At 67.2% G+C, this 16,352-nt stretch carries 15 protein-coding genes and 2 tRNA genes; 6 read left to right on the top strand and 11 right to left on the bottom strand.

The window, feature by feature from the left end:
* Nucleotides 1-42 precede the first annotated feature (42 nt).
* Both H5J31_RS17375 and H5J31_RS17370 read right to left on the bottom strand, forming a co-directional pair.
* Nucleotides 43-438 carry a RidA family protein gene (locus H5J31_RS17375; protein ID WP_181773623.1) on the bottom strand — a complete coding sequence of 132 codons (396 nt, stop codon included), beginning with the start codon at nt 436-438 and terminating at the stop codon, nt 43-45.
* Nucleotides 439-472: 34 nt separating this feature from the next.
* On the bottom strand, nt 473-952 hold the full coding sequence (locus tag H5J31_RS17370; protein ID WP_236005182.1) for an RrF2 family transcriptional regulator: 480 nt from the start codon (nt 950-952) through the stop codon (nt 473-475).
* A 253-nt stretch (nt 953-1,205) separates the two neighbouring features.
* Here H5J31_RS17370 and H5J31_RS17365 point away from each other — a divergent pair, with 253 nt between their 5' ends.
* On the top strand, nt 1,206-1,607 hold the full coding sequence (locus H5J31_RS17365; protein WP_181773621.1) for a peptidase inhibitor family I36 protein: 402 nt from the start codon (nt 1,206-1,208) through the stop codon (nt 1,605-1,607).
* Between the two features lie 30 nt (nt 1,608-1,637).
* Here H5J31_RS17365 and H5J31_RS17360 read toward each other — a convergent pair whose 3' ends face one another.
* From H5J31_RS17360 to H5J31_RS17350, 3 genes are all read right to left on the bottom strand, one after another.
* The gene (locus tag H5J31_RS17360) at nt 1,638-2,780 is read right to left on the bottom strand and encodes a glycosyltransferase family 2 protein (protein ID WP_181773620.1); all 1,143 of its coding nucleotides are present in this window, start codon (nt 2,778-2,780) and stop codon (nt 1,638-1,640) included.
* 70 nt (nt 2,781-2,850) lie between these two features.
* Nucleotides 2,851-3,228 carry a hypothetical protein gene (locus H5J31_RS17355; RefSeq protein WP_181773619.1) on the bottom strand — a complete coding sequence of 126 codons (378 nt, stop codon included), beginning with the start codon at nt 3,226-3,228 and terminating at the stop codon, nt 2,851-2,853.
* Nucleotides 3,229-3,463: 235 nt separating this feature from the next.
* Nucleotides 3,464-6,283 carry an ATP-binding protein gene (locus H5J31_RS17350; protein WP_207898185.1) on the bottom strand — a complete coding sequence of 940 codons (2,820 nt, stop codon included), beginning with the start codon at nt 6,281-6,283 and terminating at the stop codon, nt 3,464-3,466.
* 195 nt (nt 6,284-6,478) lie between these two features.
* On the opposite strand from H5J31_RS17350, the gene H5J31_RS17345 reads away from it, so the two are divergent.
* A complete protein-coding gene (locus H5J31_RS17345) occupies nt 6,479-7,999 on the top strand; it encodes a S8 family serine peptidase (RefSeq protein WP_181773618.1) in 1,521 nt (506 codons plus the stop codon).
* Between the two features lie 43 nt (nt 8,000-8,042).
* A complete protein-coding gene (locus tag H5J31_RS17340) occupies nt 8,043-9,500 on the top strand; it encodes a trypsin-like serine protease (RefSeq protein ID WP_181773617.1) in 1,458 nt (485 codons plus the stop codon).
* 112 nt (nt 9,501-9,612) lie between these two features.
* Here the strand turns inward: H5J31_RS17340 and H5J31_RS17335 are convergent, their stop codons facing one another.
* Complete coding sequence (locus H5J31_RS17335) at nt 9,613-10,044, bottom strand: DUF6892 domain-containing protein (RefSeq protein ID WP_181773684.1); 432 nt, start codon at nt 10,042-10,044, stop codon at nt 9,613-9,615.
* Between the two features lie 304 nt (nt 10,045-10,348).
* Nucleotides 10,349-10,421: transfer RNA gene (locus tag H5J31_RS17330), tRNA-Lys, on the bottom strand.
* Between the two features lie 207 nt (nt 10,422-10,628).
* Here H5J31_RS17330 and H5J31_RS17325 point away from each other — a divergent pair.
* Nucleotides 10,629-11,849 carry a L,D-transpeptidase family protein gene (locus H5J31_RS17325; RefSeq protein ID WP_181773616.1) on the top strand — a complete coding sequence of 407 codons (1,221 nt, stop codon included), beginning with the start codon at nt 10,629-10,631 and terminating at the stop codon, nt 11,847-11,849.
* A gap of 71 nt (nt 11,850-11,920) precedes the next feature.
* Here H5J31_RS17325 and H5J31_RS17320 read toward each other — a convergent pair whose 3' ends face one another.
* The 3 genes from H5J31_RS17320 to orn form a co-directional block, all read right to left on the bottom strand.
* Nucleotides 11,921-12,319: a hypothetical protein gene (locus H5J31_RS17320; RefSeq protein WP_181773615.1), complete on the bottom strand. Its 399-nt coding sequence runs from the start codon at nt 12,317-12,319 to the stop codon at nt 11,921-11,923.
* 112 nt (nt 12,320-12,431) lie between these two features.
* Nucleotides 12,432-12,507 (bottom strand) — tRNA-His (locus H5J31_RS17315).
* A gap of 77 nt (nt 12,508-12,584) precedes the next feature.
* Nucleotides 12,585-13,193, bottom strand: coding sequence for an oligoribonuclease (orn, locus tag H5J31_RS17310; protein WP_181773614.1), 609 nt, complete (start codon nt 13,191-13,193; stop codon nt 12,585-12,587).
* 112 nt (nt 13,194-13,305) lie between these two features.
* Here orn and H5J31_RS17305 point away from each other — a divergent pair, with 112 nt between their 5' ends.
* Both H5J31_RS17305 and H5J31_RS17300 read left to right on the top strand, forming a co-directional pair.
* Entirely contained in the window at nt 13,306-14,838 is a 1,533-nt protein-coding gene (locus H5J31_RS17305; RefSeq protein WP_181773613.1) for a helicase HerA-like domain-containing protein, read from the top strand.
* Nucleotides 14,839-14,885: 47 nt separating this feature from the next.
* Nucleotides 14,886-15,263 carry a DUF3224 domain-containing protein gene (locus tag H5J31_RS17300; protein WP_181773612.1) on the top strand — a complete coding sequence of 126 codons (378 nt, stop codon included), beginning with the start codon at nt 14,886-14,888 and terminating at the stop codon, nt 15,261-15,263.
* 100 nt (nt 15,264-15,363) lie between these two features.
* Here the strand turns inward: H5J31_RS17300 and H5J31_RS17295 are convergent, their stop codons facing one another.
* Complete coding sequence (locus H5J31_RS17295) at nt 15,364-16,329, bottom strand: S1C family serine protease (protein ID WP_181773611.1); 966 nt, start codon at nt 16,327-16,329, stop codon at nt 15,364-15,366.
* Between the last annotated feature and the right edge of the window lie 23 nt (nt 16,330-16,352).

Below are 16,352 nucleotides of genomic sequence, written 5' to 3'. Positions count from 1 at the left end.
TGGGTCGAGGGGATCCCCGCTCGTCGCGACCGTGCCGAGGCGCTACGGGCGGACCGCGACGGCGTCCACCTCGAAAAGCATGTCCGGTAAGGCCAGGGCCGACACCCCGAGGAGAGTCTGGGTGGGCGGCCGTTCACCCCAGATCTCGCCGATGAGGGTGCCGATGATCTCCAGTTTGGCGGCGTCGTGCTCGACGATGTAGGTGCGGAGCTGGACGACGTGACCGAAGTCGAGACCCACCTCCGCCAGGGCGGTTTTCAGGTTCGCCAGCGATCGCTCGACCTGATCGGTGAAGTCGCTCGATGTGACGTGGCCGTTGCCGTCGGATGCGTACTGGCCCGCGATGAAGACGAGTTCGCCGTCCGTGGTGGCGATGTGGCTGTATCCGAATCCCACTGGATCATGCAGGCCTGCGGGATTGATGATGTTGTGCGCCATGACTTTGTCCTTCGATGGGTCTTGTTACGGGGTTTCAGGCCTGGACGTCCGCGAACCAGCGGCGGGTGTGCTCGGGTACATCGGGTGCGTTTCGTTCCACCTGCACCTTGATGTCGGCGACAGTCTGCCCGGCTAGCTCGACGCGCCACGCGAGTTCCGCTTTACGCATGGCTTGGTCGATCAAGCAAGGTTCCCGGTAGACGTCTCGCGCCGGGTCTTTCGGACTCGGTCCGCGGATCTCGGTGCAGCGGAAGGCCTGCTCAGCCCCTTCGATCGCGGTGACCACGTCCATCAGTGTGATCCGCTCAGGGCCGCGAGCAAGCCGGAAGCCGCCCCGGGGGCCCCGGGTCGAGGTGACGATCCCGTCCCTGGCCAGCGCCTGCAATTGCTTGTTGAGGTAGGCCGTCGGCAGGCCGTGGAAAGCGGCCAGCTTTGCCGCGGGTGCCGCGGTGCCGGGGTCGAGCCAGGTCAGGTCCAGGCAGCAGTGCAGTGCCCATTCCACGCCCTCGCTCATCCTCATAATTCTGGATGTTACATGTCCAGAATTATGAGGGCAACCTCTTCGCGTACCCGCCCACCTCGACAAGGCATGCCCGGGTGCTGGGGACGGGTCCGCGCGGCGGAAGGCGGGTTCGACGGCAACCGCGCGTCGGGTGGACCCTGCCTCCGCGGAAGGAATCTCCCCATCGCCGGCTCTGCCGACCATGCTCTTTAAGTCCTGTCTGAAAGGGTCCCGGAGGGTGGGGTGATATGTCAGGATCCGCGATATGAACAAGATGAAGAGGGTCGCGGTTCTCGCCGGTGTGGCATCGGCTGTCGGCACGCTTCTGGCCGCCCCGGCTTCGGCCGCCCAGGAGGGCGACCCGTTCGTGTGCAGAACAGGCAACATCTGCGTGTGGCAAGACGGCGACTTCAACGGCGGTATGCAGCAGTTCGACCAATTGGTGGTCTTGAACTACTACGGCCAGTTCTACGACAACGGCGAGCACATCAACGACACGGTCAGCTCGATCTTCAACCGCAGCAGTCATCGGATCAACTTCTATTGGAACGCCGGCGCGCACCTCGGGGACTTGTGCGTCAGGGTCGATCCGGGCACCTCGATCGGCAACCTCGGCTCCTACGGCTGCGACAACACCCTCAGCTCCCACTACTCGGCCGACCTCTGAGTCCGAAATGGCAGCACGCTGCGAGCATGGCTATGTCGTGCGCGGCTCGGACCGGTCGAAGAACATGTCCGTCCAAGGCTCGCACAGGCCGAGGTAACGCTCGGCGTCGGACTTGCCTCGGAATCGTCGTAACAAGACGACGATGAGCGCGTCAAGGTGCCCACCGGCGGGATCGAGCGTGCTGCGGGCCATGAGGACGTCGTCCTTGCGAAGCCGAACGGTCCGCGAGAGGTGCTGCGCCGTCACCGTGCCGGTGGACAGATCCGCCATCGATCGGAGGTAATGCGCGTCCGGATTATCCGCCTCGATCTCGTCCAGCTCATCGCAGTATCGATACACGGTGCGCAGATCCCCCAGGGCGATCAACGCCTGACAGGCGACCGGCAGGGTGAGGGCCCGGTAGTCCCGTGCGCTGAGCAAGTCGGCCGTGTGCACCCCGGCGGAAGCCAGCTCGCGCAGCCGCGTGCACGCCTCGACGAGGTGTTCACGGCCGAGTGTGACGAAACCGTCGCGGACGATGAAGTAGAGCCAGCGCGGGTTGTCCGGTTCGTTTGCGAGCGCGATCCTCAACAATCCCAGGTTCCGCTTGAGTTTTCCTTTGGCCTGCGCGATCGCTGGTCGATAACCGTCGTGTCGGAACTCGACGTCCAGGCAGGCCAGGCCGACTCGGGTGTCCGGGTTCCCCGCGACAACGGGGTATTCGTGAACCGGCCCCCGGAACCGGATCGAGTTCTCCGCGAGGAAGATACGGGGAATCGCGTCGTCGGACTTCCCGCTGCCCTCGTCGACGATCTTCGGAGCGAACACGCGCCTGGACGAACCTTCGATGCTCGACGCGGACGCGAGGCGGGAAGGAAGTTCGATGGCGGCACGCTCGGTGAGCCATTCGTCGGCGTCGAGGAAGACGATCCAGCCTTCGTTCACCAGGTCGAAAGCGAAGTTTCTTGCCTTGGCGAACGAATTCGGCCACGGGATCCGTCTCAATCGGACACCTCGGTCCGCGTACGCGGCGACGATCCGGCCGGTCGCGTCCTCGGATCCGGTGTCGATCACGAGTATGTCGAAACCGTGGCCGACGACGCTGTCGAGACAGCGTGCGATACACCGTTCCTCGTCCTTCGCGAGGACGACGATCGTGATGGCACAGTCTTGTCCAGATGCCTTGCCGTGCATGGAACCCCTTGTCCGGTGACGACCGTGAGCGCCCCTCGCCGGGAACGCCCACGGTCCGCCCGTTACGCCGTCACCGCGTGCAGGCGCTCGTCTCGTCCACGTAGTACCAGGTGTTGCAGGTGAACGACCAGTGGTCGAAGATGTAGCAGATGATGTGGGGGAGCGGGTTGTAGGATTCGCCCGTGTAGTCGAACCTCTGGATATCGAGGCCGGTACAGGTCTTCGAGTGATTCCGTGGAACCGGGTTCGGGTCCATGCAACCGAGGACCGTCTGCTCGCCGGCGGTGGCGGGGCCGGCGGACAAGGCGAAGAAAGACGCGCTCGCGAACAATACAGCCGCGAAGGCACGTCCCTTCCTGACCGACTTCTTCGAACTTCGAGCGATGACAGGCGGCGTGGCCATGTCCGCCTCGAGGGCGTCCAGGAAAGCCAGGCGTTGAGCGTCCATGAAGTTCCTCCGGGTCGTCTGCGGAGAGTGTTCGGGGCAAAGATAAGAAGGATTCTGCTGACCGGGAACCCCTTTCAAGCGCCGCTGAAGCCCCTTGTGATCACGAAGAAACACGGCCGTCGCGACGAATTCCAGAACTTCCTTTGGACTTGTCGATGATGATCGGCTCGTAGCGTCGATCTTCTTCAGCGCAGCTTCGAGCCGGTTGGCCTGGGTCGCTTCGACTCCAGCGTGTTCAGAGTCGGACGTCGTGCCGGGAGGACGCGTCGAGTTTGCGGAGTACGTTGGCGACGTGGTCTTCGACGGTGCGCCGTGAGATGAACAGGGCTTGCGCGATTTCCCGGTTGGTGTGGCCGTTCGCCAGCAGGCGTGCGACATCGTGTTCGCGCGGCGACAGCTGCGTGCCGTAGCTGCGGCGGCCACGGACGGAAGGTATGACAGTGCCGGTGCTGCGGATGTGGTGACGGCAGCGGGCCGCGTCGACGGTGGCACCCAGGGCGTCGAACGCGACGGCCAGCTCACGGAACACCGAAGGATCGGCGCCGGTGATGCGAGCGGCCCGGTCGGCGCATTGGGCGGCGCGGTAACGCTGCCCGAGTACGTCGTAGCGCAGCTGCGCGTCACGGTAGTGGCGCCCCGCGTCGTCGTGATCTCCCGCCGCGGCGGCCACCTGCGCCCTGCACACCGTGAGCGCCAGCCGCGCCGATGGCGCGTCGATGCCTTCGAGCTCTTCCTCGGCTTCCGCGACGAGTTGCCGCGCGGCATCGGTCTCGTCGTCGGCGAGGTAGCACGCGACGGCCTGGGGGACGATTTCGGCGGTCCACGCCCAGGACCCCTTCTCGCGTAGCAGGGCGAGTCCACGCTCCGCGTGAGCGCGAGCCGCGGTGTCGTCCCGGCTGAGCAGCATGGCGGCCATCCCGCCCGCCGCGGCCACCGCCACCGGGATCACCGCGGTCGGGTGAGTGTCCAGGGCGGAGTGGAATCCGCGTTCGGCGGTCAGCCAGTCGCCGCGTGCGGCGGCCAGCCAGCCGATGACCAGGTTCAGTTCGTTCGCGATGTGTGGCAGATGGGAATAGACACGGATCAGCGCCTGTACCCGCTCGGCCAGACCGGACCACTCGCCCGCGAGCCAGTCCAGCCTGGCCGAGGTGGCTTCGGCTGTCGCCACCACGTAGTCGGCGCCCGCCCGTGAGGCCATCGCCAACCCGGTGTGCAGGAACGTTCGTCCCTGCCGGTCCCGGCCGGTCCACGAGCACGCGTCGGCCAGATTGGCGTAGGCCCGGGCGAGATGCCTGATCTCGGCGGGGTCGTCGATGTCCTCGGGTGCGGGCAGCAGGGCGATCCGATCCCAGATGACCGGGTCACCGACGATGAGCTGCCCGCCGAGCACGGTGGCCAGCACCGCCGTGCGGACAGGGCGCCCCGGCAGCCGAGAGAGCAGGTCCTCCACCCTCAGAAGCCAGACGCGATGGTCGGCCGCGGTGGCGATGTCGAGGTAGGGCACGGAGAGCAGTGCCATCCCGGACGCGATGCGTTCGGGATGGTCGCCGAGAAGTTCTATCGCGTGGGCGATTTCGGCACAGCCACGGTCCAGCAGGGACTCGCGCACCAGCAGGGTGCCGAAACACAGACGCACCTCGCCGCGCACGTCGGCGGCCAGTCTGGGGTCTGACTGCAGCTCCTCGATGCGCCTGATCACGTCGGTGTCAGGAAGACCGGTCAGCGCGTATGCACAGAGTTTCCTGGCGAGCCGGGTCAAGTCCTCGGCGGGCGCGTCGCGGTCGGAGACCACTCGCGAGAGCACGTCCACCGCAAGGGACATGTCCTTTTCCCCGGCCGCGGCGTCCGCGGCTTTTTCGCTGTATCGCAGCCACTCTTGCGGCATACCTGCCTCGGCACAGTGTTCGGCGAGCCGCGCGGCCGGCCATCCGGCTACCCCGGCCAGCACGCGTACAGCGGCACTGTGCAGTTCTCGCCGACGCGGTCCCGGCAAGGCCGCGTAAACCGCCCGTCGCGCCATCTCGTGCCGGAGGCCGTACCGGTTCGGCGGGCCTTCCGTCAGCACACCGGAACGCACCAGGTTCACCACCGGACGCGGTCCGGGAGACCCCGCCACCGCGGTGAGGATCTCCGCCGGCGCGTCGCCCAGCACGGCCGCCGCTTCGACGACCGCGCGCTCCGGTGCGATCAGCCGGTGCAGTCGTTCGAGCACCGATTCCCTCACCAGGACAGGCACATCGACGGTGGCCAGGACCCGGCCCGCCGCCACCCCCTCCAACCGGGTGTCCACCAGCCGCTCACGCAGCGCGCGAGCCGTTTCCGCGACCACGTAAGGAATTCCGCCGGTCTCGTGCAGAACCGCGGTCGCGAAGGACTCCGAAACGACTCCGCCTGTCACGGCTTCGATCAGCGCCCGTACCTCCGACTCGGCGAACGGTCGTAGTCCCAGGTGGCGGGTGACGACCTCGGGCGGTGGACGCACGACCGGCCCCAGCGGGGCATCGCCGCGAAGTTCCTCGCGCCGGTAGGTCATGACCAGCGACAGTCCTGGCGGCGGATCGGCGAGCAGGAATCTCAGCACCTGACGGGTGTCGTCGTCCGCCCAATGCACGTCTTCGACCACGAGCACGACCGGTCCGAGCGCGCGCACCAGCGCACAGACCGCACGGAACATCCGATGACGCTCGGCCTCCGGGCGCTCCAGCGGTGGCGGGGCCGGCGGCAGGAGATCGGCGAGTTCCGGCAGGTGTCCGCGCAGTGCGCCGGTCACCGGATCGGGACTGTCCACCCTGTCCCCGGCTCGTCCGAGACAGTCGAGCAACGGACCATAGGGGAAGGGTTCGTCCAGCGGCTGACAGGTACCGACGGTCATCCACCGGTTCCTGCCGCGCATCGCCGCCGCGAGAGCGCCGATCAAGGTGGTTTTCCCGGCCCCCGCCTCACCTTCCACGAATGCCACGACGGGCGGCCGGATGACGATGTCGAACAGGGTGGCCAGTTCCGCGGTCCGGCCGATCACCGGGGTGGATCGTCCGCGCGCCGCCTCGCCACTCATGGCACCTCCGCGCTGGTCACACCGTTCGAGAGGCCGCAACGATACGTCGATCCGGTGCCACCACGTAACCCTGAGCACGGTAATGCCGTACCCCTCCGGGGTCTCACCACGATTGTTTCCCTTCCGCCCGCGCCGAATGGTGAAGCGGTGCGCCAGGCGCACACGGGAAATGGAGGAGAGATGCACAAGGCCCGAATGACGTTAGGTCTGTTCGGCATCGCGGCCGCACTGGTGACGGCGAGCCCCGCCGCGTCCGCCGCGACACCCGAAAGCGATGTCGTGCAAGCCCGGCAGCCCATCGCCGGTCGCTACATAGTGGTCCTCCGGGACGGTGCGCAGGCAGCCGCGCAAGGTGGGGCCGCCTCGTTGACCCAGCGCTACGGCGGTGCGGTGGTCGACACCTACGCGCTGACTCTGAACGGGTTCTCGGTTCGAGACCTGAGCGAGCGGCAGGCGCGGCGCCTGGCCGCCGACCCGACGGTCCGGACGGTGCACCAGGATGGCGTCGCACGTGCCGCCGGAGAGCAGCCGAACCCACCGTCGTGGGGGCTGGATCAGATCGACCAGCGCACGAAGACCTTGGACAAGAAGTACGTCTACCCCAACGGCGGCGAGGGTGTCACCGCGTACGTCGTCGACTCCGGGGTGGGTATCCAGCACGCCGAATTCGAGGGCCGGGGCGCGCACGGCCGCGACTTCATCGACAACGACAACGACGCGAGCGACTGTTTCTGGCACGGCTCCCACGTGGCGGGCACCATCGCGGGCAAGACCGTCGGCGTCGCCAAGAAGGCCAAGGTGGTGGCGGTCCGCTCGCTGGGCTGTGGCGGTTCCGGACCGGACTCGGCGACCGTCAGCGGACTGGAATGGGTGGCCGCCAACGGAGTCAAACCGGCCGTGGTCAACCTGAGCCTGGTCATGGACACCGTCGGCGTCGGCGACGCTCAAGTGAAAGCCTTGGTGGACAAGGGTTTCGTGGTAGCGGTAGCCGCGGGCAACAACGGACAGGACGCCTGCACGGCCAGCCCCGGCCGTACCCCCGAAGCCTTGACCGTCGGCTGGATCAACCAGGGCGGCGGCCGTAGCGGGAACTACGGGAAGTGTGTCGACCTGTTCGCCCCGGGCGGCAACATCTATTCCACCGACCACACCGGCGGCTACCGGACCGGCAGCGGCACCTCGATGGCCTCGCCACACGGTGCGGGTGCGGCGGCGCTGTACCTCGCCGCGAATCCCGGTGCGACACCACAGCAAGTACGCGACGCGCTCGTCCGCAACGCCTCACCGGGGCTGGTGACCGATCCCGGCGCGGGCTCGCCGGACGCGTTGCTCTACACCGGATTCATCGGCGGTGGCACGCCGCCCAAGTGCGGCGTCAAGGCCAATGACGAGGACGTGTCCATCCCCGACGCCGGGGCCGCCGTGGGCAGCGTCGTGACCCAGAGCGGCTGCGACGGCAACGCGCCGGCGGAGCTGGCCGTACGGGTGGACATCGACCACACCTATTCCGCGGACCTGGCGATCGACCTGATCGGACCGAGCGGGGCCACGTCGGTCCTCAAACCGGCGGGCGGAATCGGCGAGGCGAGCGGTGTGCACCGGACCTTCACCGTGAACGCCTCCGGCGAGAACGCCAACGGCACCTGGAAGCTTCAGGTGCGCGACATCCACCGCTTCGACACCGGCACCCTGACCGGCTGGTCGATCACGTTCTGATCCGGAACGCCCCATCGGACAACCCTGCGAACCGAGGAGCACGATGAGAACAGCACGTCTGGTCACAGCCGTCGCCATGGCACTGGCCGTGATCACTTCGCCCGCGACCGGGACGGCGAACGCCGGACCCCTCGCCACCGCCGCGACCCCCACCGACCAGCTGCGTCCCCCGGACATGGGAACCCGGGTGGTCAACGGACAACGCACGACCGTGCGGGAGAACCCGTACATCATCGCGGGCCTGCGAGCGGGTGGTGGCGGCCCACAGGGACAGTCCTGCACCGCTTCCGTCGTCGGTAAACGCAAGATCGTCACCGCGGCGCATTGCATGATCGACGTCGGCGGCGCGAAGAGCTACCTCTACGGCGACGACGACCTGAACACGCCAGGCGACGAAACCTTCCGCACCCCTGTCGCCTCCTACAAGGTGCACCCCCGCTACACCGGACCGAATTCCTGGCAGACCGGCTACGACGTCGCGGTGATCACCACCGAGACCGACCTGCCCGTGCCGGAGAGCCAGTGGGCCAAAGTGGCCGGGTCGGGTGATGCCGAGCTGACCAAGCCGGGGAAGTCGGGCACCGCGGTCGGCTACGGAAAGACCTCGTCCGGCGGTGGTTCCGGCGTTCTGTACAAGACCACGATGCCCGTCAACGACGCGAACGACTGCCAGGTGTTCAACGTACGAGTGAACCCCGACCTCATGGTGTGCGTCGGGTACGACGACGGACGCACCGCGACCTGCTCCGGCGACAGCGGCGGACCGTTCATCGTGGACGGCGTGATCGTCGGCGTCGTCTCGTGGGGCTCCAGTGGATGCGAGCGCTACAGCATCATGGCCCGGCTCACCAACGAGATGGGCGACTGGGCCCGCGGCGAGATCGGGGGCACTCAGCCCGGTGACGGGAAGTTCGGGGTCTCCCTCAGTCCGGCGGCGGGCAAGGTCGAGCCCGGCAAGTACGTCTCGACCTCCGTCGTGACCAAGGCCGGCGACACGGGACCCGAAAAGCTCGACCTGGCCGCCACCGGTCTGCCCGCCGGCGCGACGGCCACGTTCCAGCCCGGCTCGACCCTCGACTCGGGCGACGTCGCCAAGCTCACCGTGGAGACCGCGGCGAGCACTCCGAAAGGCACGCACCGGATCACCGTCACGGCGAAAGGCCCGTCCGGCACCAAGTCCGCCGACTACACCCTGACCGTCGGCGACGGTGGTAGCACGGAAGGTCCCAAGCCGGCCGTCTCCCCGGGTGCGGGAACGGTGACACCAGGCTCGTTCGTCAACGCGAACGTCACCGTCACCGGAGGAGCGGGCAACAGCACCCTCGCCGCGACGGGCCTGACGTTCAGCCCGATGTTCCAGCCGTCCACCGTCGCCCCGGGCGGTACATCGCGTATGTCCATCGCCGCCCCGTTCCAGCGCGGCACCTACAAGATCACGATCACCGCCACCGACAGCACCGGCAAGACCGGTACCGCCGAATACAGCCTTACCGTCCAATGAGGTGACCGAGCCCTGTGGAGCCCATGACCACCATGCGGTCATGGGCTCCGCGGCTCACTTCGATCGACGGTCGGTGCGCCGCACGGGGCGGCGCCAACCACCATGAAAGGGTTCATTCCACGGCGATTCCGCGGGCCTTGAGGGTGTCTTCGGCGCCGGGGGCGGCCATCATGGCCTCGCTGCCGCCGTAGATCACGCGGAGGTTGGGTAACAGGGCGAGGTCGTCCAGTGAGGTGACGTCGAAGAGTTCGTCCTCACCGTCCCAGAACGGCGAGCACTGGTGGTAGATCTCCAAGCCGCCGTCAGTGGTCAGTTCTTCCACGGCGGCCAGTTGGTCGGGGGTGATCTCCAAGTCGGTGAAGTACTGGCGGGCTTCCTCGAGGACGGTGTACAGCAGGTCCTGTTCGCGCAGGTACTTCCACAGGTCGCCGGTGGCGCCCTTGGCGTGGAGAACGTCGGCGATCCGGAAACGGGGCTGGATGAGCTTGTCCTGGTACATGAGCTTGTCGATGACCAGCAGCTTGAAGTTGAAGTCGCGGAACATGCCCATGATCTATCAGACCGCCCCGACAATCCGGGCGGTCGATACACACTTCTGATCGGCGAATCGAGCTCGTGCCGGTGGAGCCGGAGCCACCCGAACCAGGCCTCGCCCCTCGAACCCGACCGGATCGAACACCTCGGCGGAGTCGGCCACGAAGACCGACTTGCAGCTCGACCCGCAGGATTCGGCAAGCACACGTCTCGGACGCGGATCAGACCACAGTGGACAGTAAGGAAGTGGAAGAAATGCTTCCAGATAGCACAAAACCCCACGTTATCGAAACCGAAAACGTGGGGTTTGACTGTGCGCCATCAGGGACTCGAACCCCGAACCCGCTGGTTAAGAGCCAGCTGCTCTGCCAATTGAGCTAATGGCGCTTGCTTGTTCCCGCCGCTTTGGTGTTCCCCTCGGCGACGTGGAAAACATTAACACAGGGTTGCTGGGGCCCGTTTCAGGGGGGTCCCCCTTCGGCCGCCGTGGGCGTCGCGGGGACGTATTCGGCCATCCGGCCGCAGGCGTTGCGGCCGGTCAGGCAGACTATAGCCAGACGTAGGGGTTGGTACCACGCGAAACGGGCGGTGTGCATGAGGGTCTGGGGAGCGACGGGGCGGTCGCGGGTGGCGCTGGTGGCTGTGGTGGCGGGGTTCACACTCGCCGCGTGCACCAGTACACCGTCGGGTGAATCGCCGTCGCCGGGCGGTACTCCCGGTGGTGCGCAGCAGAGCAGCGAGGCCGCTCCGGCCCCGAAGCCCGCCGTGCTGACGGTGACCCCGGCGCAGGGGGCGGCCAACGTGGCCCCGGGAGAGCCGGTGACCATCGCCGTCGCCGACGGCAAGGTGGGCGAGGTCAAACTGACCGGCGCGGACGGCAAGGCCGTCGCGGGCAAGCCGAAGGAAGACGGTTCGGGCTGGGAGTCGGCGGAACCGCTCGGCTACGGCAAGACCTACACGGTCACCGCGGCCGCGACCGGGACCGACGGCAAGCCGGCCACCGCGACGTCGACGTTCTCCACGGCCAAGCCCGGCCGTCAGATCGGCGTCTCGATCAACCTGGTCGAGGGCGAGACGGTGGGTGTCGGCCTGCCGCTGATCTTCAGCTTCACCGGCAACGTGCCCGACAAGGCGGCGACCGAGAAGGCACTGAAGATCGTCACCGAGCCGCAGGCCGAGGGCGCGTTCCACTGGTTCGGCGAGAAGACCGTGATGTGGCGGCCCAAGGAGTACTTCAAGCCGGGCACGAAGATCTCGGTCAACGCGGCGATCTACGGCAAGAACCTCGGCAACAACACCTTCGGCCGTGAGGACAAGCCGGCCAAGGTCGTCGTCGGCGACAAACTGGTCGCGACGGCCGACGGCGGCACGCACCAGATGAAGGTCGTCGTGAACGACCAAGAGGTCAAGCAGATGCCGATCTCGATGGGCAAGCCGTCGAGCAGCACCCCGGCCGGGACCTACACGGTGATGAGCGAGCACACCGGGTACACGATGGACTCCAGCACGTACGGCGTCCCGTCGGACAGCAAGTCCGGCTACCGGACGTTCGTGAAGTACGCGGTGCGGATGTCGAACAGCGGCATTTTCTACCATTCGGCGCCGTGGTCGGTGGGCTCGCAGGGCAAGCGGAACGTGAGCCACGGCTGCATCAACCTGTCGACCGAGAACGCGAAGTGGCTCATGGACACTTCGAAGAAGGGCGACATCATCACGGTCGCCAACTCGGGCCCGCAGGTGCTGGAGCCGACCGATGGCTGGTCGGTGTGGCAGATGTCGTGGGACGACTGGAAGACCGGCGGCGACCGCAACTGATCCGAAGCTTCCCCTGAGGGGTCCTGATAGGACGGCGACCGTCCTGTCGGGACCCCTTCGGCTTTCCCGGCTCAGCGGATGGGGCCGTTGAAGTACTCCCACTGCGTTTCGCCGCTGGTCTTGTAGCGGCATTTCTGCCTGCCGGTGTCCCAGATCTTTTCCGGGTCACGGGCGCACTTCTGGTACTCGAGGTCGGCCAGGTACTTCTGGGACTGGGTCTTCGTGCAGTTCGGGTGGCCGGGCTCGCACCGCCATGGTGACTTCTTGGCCGACGTCTTCGACGGCGATGGTGGTGGGGCCGGGTTGGTGACCGTCACCGGCGGGGCCACCGAAGTGGACGGTGGCGCGGTGACCGTGATGACCGGCGTGGACGGCACTGTCGCCACGGGCGTCTGGTCGGGTGGATCGGTGGTGCAGGCGACGGCCAGCATGCCGACGCCCAGGACTGTCAGGCCGAGCCACCGATTCATGGCACCCTCCGTGCTGGTTCTCACTGAACTCGCACGTCGGCCACGCCGTGTTACCAAAAAGCGAAACCCCAGTCCGGATGAGGGCCGTGAGGCCCCGACCAAACTGGGGTGATGGGGTGAGCGACGGGTTTCGAACCCGCGACCTCCTGGACCACAACCAGGTGCTCTACCAGCTGAGCTACGCCCACCATCGCCGGGCTCGGGAAGCTTCCCATCACCTCGGCCGCACTATATTAGCGCGCCCGTTTCCGGGGCTTGCAACGGGTTACCCGTCGTGGCGTTCCTGCACTTCAGCGGCGGCGGCCTTGGCCTGTTCGGTGGTCGGGCCGGGCTGCGCGACGAAGGCGACGCGGCGGTAGTAGTCGAGTTCGCCGATGGATTCCTTGATGTCGGCGAGCGCGCGGTGGGCGAGGCCCTTCTCGGGCTTGGCGTAGTAGATCCGCGGGTACCAGCGGCGGACGAGTTCCTTGACCGAGGAGACGTCGACCATGCGGTAGTGCAGGTGTCCGTCGAGGGCGGGCATGTCGCGGGTGATGAAGCCGCGGTCGGTGGCGATGGAGTTGCCCGCGAGGGGTGCGACGTTGGCCTCGGGGACGTGCTCGCGGATGTACTCGAGTACGCGCTGCTCGGCCTCTTCGAGGGTGACGGTCGAGCGCCGGACCTCTTCGGTGAGGCCGGAGCGGGCGTGCATGTCGCGGACGACCTCCGGCATGCCGGCGAGGGTTTCGTCGTCGGTGTGGATGACGATGTCGACGCCTTCGCCGAGGACGTTGAGTTCGGCGTCGGTCACCAGGGCGGCTATTTCGATCAACGCGTCCTTGCCGAGGTCGAGCCCCGTCATCTCGCAGTCGATCCAGACTAGGCGGTCGTTCACCCCGGAACCCTAACCCGACCCGGGGATTCGGGGCGCGCGACGTGCGGGTTCGGCGCGTTGCTGGCAGCGTGTGCATCCTCAGGTGAGCCGTATCACAGATCAGGGAGCGACAGTGGCCGAACAGGGTCCAGCCCAGGAGATCGCGCAGGGTTACGTGAGCGAGGGGGCCGCGGTCGAGCTGGGTGCCGTCGTGATCGACGGCGAGGCCGACTCCGGTGCCGCGGTCCGGTTGCCGCTGGCGACGTTGAACCGGCATGGGCTGGTCGCGGGCGCGACCGGTACCGGCAAGACGAAGACGTTGCAGCTGATCGCCGAGCAGCTGTCGGCCGCGGGTGTGCCCGTGGTGCTGGCGGACGTCAAAGGCGACCTGTCGGGTCTCGCGGCGCAGGGTGAGGGAAACGACAAGATCACCAAACGCGCGCAAGAGCTGGGTGACCAGTGGGAGCCCGCCGCTTTCCCGGTGCAGTTCCTGTCACTGGGCACGGGCGGCAAGGGGTCGCCGATCCGCGCGACGATCACGAGTTTCGGCCCGATCCTGCTGTCGAAGGTGCTGGGGCTCAACGAAACCCAGGAATCGACGCTGGGCCTGATCTTCCACTGGGCCGATCAGCGCGGGCTGGCGCTCCTGGACACGAAGGACCTCCGGTCGGTCATCACGCACCTGACCAGCGACGAGGGCAAAGAAGACCTGAAGGGCATCGGCGGCGTCTCGGCGGCGACGGCCGGGGTGATCCTGCGGGCGCTGTCCAATCTGGAGGCTCAGGGCGGCGAGGACTTCTTCGGCGAGCCCGAGCTGGACGTCCACGATCTGATGCGCCAGGTCGACGGCAAGGCCATGGTGACGCTGCTGGAGCTGGACAACCTCCAGTCGAAGCCCGCGTTGTTCTCGACGTTCCTGATGTGGCTGCTGGCCGAGCTGTTCGAGGAACTGCCGGAGGAAGGCGACCTCGACAAGCCGAAGCTGGTGTTCTTCTTCGACGAGGCGCACCTGCTGTTCAACGACGCCTCGAAGGCGTTCCTGGAGCGTATCGAGCAGACCGTGAAGCTGATCCGGTCGAAGGGTGTCGGCGTGTTCTTCTGCACGCAGCTGCCGACGGACATCCCGAACAACGTCCTTTCGCAGCTGGGCGCGCGGGTCCAGCACGCGTTGCGCGCCTTCACCCCCGAGGACCAGGCGGCGCTGACGAAGACCGTGAAGACGTACCCGAAGACGAAGCACTACGAGCTGGACTCCGCGCTGACGTCGCTCGGTATCGGCGAAGCGATCGTGACCGTGCTGTCGGAGCGGGGTGCGCCGACGCCGGTCGCGTGGACCCGGCTGCGCGCGCCGCGGTCGAAGATGGGGTCCATCGGCGCCGAAGCGATCTCCGCGGCGACGACGTCTTCGGACCTGCACGCGAAGTACTCCGAGACGATCGATCGCGAGTCGGCCTACGAGAAGCTGGCCGCGAAGGTGGCCGCACCGCCCGCCGGTGAGGCCCCGCCGCCACCGGCCGAAGCGCCCGCTCCGCAGCAGGAGAAGGAAGGGCCGGGAATGATCGAACAGGCCATGAAGAACCCGGCGGTGAAGTCGTTCTTCCGCTCGGCCGCGAGCGCCCTCGGACGGGAGATCACGCGCGGCCTGTTCGGGAACCGGAGGCGGTGAGGAATACCTGACGCGTTCTGTCAGGTTTACCCGGCAGGATCGGCGGCATGACCAACACCGCGACAGCGTCGTTCACCGTGGACGGCTGGGACCCGCAAGCCACCGACAAGGCCGAAGGCACCGAATTCTCCCGAGTGACGCTCACCAAGACCTTCACCGGCGGTGTCGAGGGCACCAGCGCCGTGGAGATGCTCACGGCCGTCAACGAGACGTCGTCGGCGTACGTCGCCTTCGAGCGGCTTTCGGTGTCCGTCGACGGGCGTAAGGGCGGCTTCGTCCTCCATCACTCGGCGGGGGAGAAGGGTCATCACCTGATCGTCTTGCCGGGCTCCGGTCACGGCGAACTCGCCGGCATCACCGGAACGGCGGAAATCGTCCAGGACGACGAGGGCAACCACACCTTCACCCTCACGTACGAACTCTAGAAGTCCGTGAAGGCCTCCTTCCCTACCCTGAAGGTAGTGAAGGAGGCCTTCACGGACTCGCCGGCTGGGCCGCCCCCTGACAGCGGTCCAGACGGCCGGGTCAGCCGACGATCTGCTCGACGATCTTCTTCGCGTCGTTGATGGGGATCGCGAAGCCGATGCCGATGCTGCCGGTGGACGAAGGGTTGTACAGCGCCGAGTTGATGCCGATGACGTTCCCCTGCGCGTCCACCAGCGCCCCGCCCGAGTTGCCCTGGTTGATCGGCGCGTCGGTCTGGATCGCGGTGTAGCTCGGGCCGGCCTCGTTCGTGGTCCGGCTGTACGGCGAACGCTTGTCCTGGCCGCTGCTCAGCTCGTCGAGCTTCCGGTTCAGCGCGCTCACGATCCCGGTCGTCACGGTGTTCTGCAGTCCGCCGGGCGAGCCGATCGCGACGACCTGCTGGCCCGCCACGAGCTTGCTGGAATCGCCGAGCGTGGCCGCCGTCAGCCCGCTCGCGTCCTTCGCCTGGAGGACGGCGATGTCGGCCTTCGTGTCCGCGCCGACGACGCTCGCCTTGTACTGTTTGCCGTCCGAAAGCGTGACGGTGACGTCACCTTCGGCGTCGTTGACCACGTGGGCGTTGGTGAGGATGCGCCCGTCCGACGTCAGGATGACGCCGGAACCGACGGCCTCACCCTGCGCCGTCGTCACGTTCACCTGGACGACACTCGGAGTCACCTTCGCGGCGACACCGCTGACATCACCCGAAGTGCTGTTCCCGACCGGTTGCCCGGTGGCGACCGCGGACGAGCCCGTGCCCGACGCCGACGACGAGTCGAGACCGACGAGTGCCGCGCCGCCGACCCCGCCGACCAACGCGGCGGCGAGCGCCGTCGCGCTGACGAGGACGGCGACCCGGCCGCCCTTCTTACGCGGCACGGGAGCCATCGTCCGCGGCTGAGCCTGCGGGGTGAAGAGCGGATTCGGCGCGGCCTGCCAAGGGGTGTAGCCGGGGTACTGCTGCTGGTGCGGCGGCTGGTGCCCACCGGTGGAGGCGGGGCCGGGCCGACTCTCGTTCTCGGTCATGGCACCAGATTCGCGCCCGTACT

The organism is Amycolatopsis pittospori (assembly GCF_013870525.1).
In the GTDB taxonomy this organism is placed as follows: Bacteria; Actinomycetota; Actinomycetes; order Mycobacteriales; family Pseudonocardiaceae; genus Amycolatopsis; species Amycolatopsis pittospori.
The sequence above is the reverse complement of the archived record's forward strand: the minus strand, read 5'-3'. Positions and strand labels throughout refer to the sequence as shown.

Bases quoted from the DNA above. Each gene is read 5' to 3' on its own strand.
- H5J31_RS17375 (WP_181773623.1), bottom strand. From the start codon at position 438: ATGGCGCACAACATCATCAATCCCGCAGGCCTGCATGATCCAGTGGGA.
- H5J31_RS17370 (WP_236005182.1), bottom strand. From the start codon at position 952: ATGAGCGAGGGCGTGGAATGGGCACTGCACTGCTGCCTGGACCTGACC.
- H5J31_RS17365 (WP_181773621.1), top strand. From the start codon at position 1,206: ATGAACAAGATGAAGAGGGTCGCGGTTCTCGCCGGTGTGGCATCGGCT.
- H5J31_RS17360 (WP_181773620.1), bottom strand. From the start codon at position 2,780: ATGCACGGCAAGGCATCTGGACAAGACTGTGCCATCACGATCGTCGTC.
- H5J31_RS17355 (WP_181773619.1), bottom strand. From the start codon at position 3,228: ATGGACGCTCAACGCCTGGCTTTCCTGGACGCCCTCGAGGCGGACATG.
- H5J31_RS17350 (WP_207898185.1), bottom strand. From the start codon at position 6,283: ATGAGTGGCGAGGCGGCGCGCGGACGATCCACCCCGGTGATCGGCCGG.
- H5J31_RS17345 (WP_181773618.1), top strand. From the start codon at position 6,479: ATGACGTTAGGTCTGTTCGGCATCGCGGCCGCACTGGTGACGGCGAGC.
- H5J31_RS17340 (WP_181773617.1), top strand. From the start codon at position 8,043: ATGAGAACAGCACGTCTGGTCACAGCCGTCGCCATGGCACTGGCCGTG.
- H5J31_RS17335 (WP_181773684.1), bottom strand. From the start codon at position 10,044: ATGTTCCGCGACTTCAACTTCAAGCTGCTGGTCATCGACAAGCTCATG.
- H5J31_RS17325 (WP_181773616.1), top strand. From the start codon at position 10,629: ATGAGGGTCTGGGGAGCGACGGGGCGGTCGCGGGTGGCGCTGGTGGCT.
- H5J31_RS17320 (WP_181773615.1), bottom strand. From the start codon at position 12,319: ATGAATCGGTGGCTCGGCCTGACAGTCCTGGGCGTCGGCATGCTGGCC.
- H5J31_RS17300 (WP_181773612.1), top strand. From the start codon at position 14,886: ATGACCAACACCGCGACAGCGTCGTTCACCGTGGACGGCTGGGACCCG.
- H5J31_RS17295 (WP_181773611.1), bottom strand. From the start codon at position 16,329: ATGACCGAGAACGAGAGTCGGCCCGGCCCCGCCTCCACCGGTGGGCAC.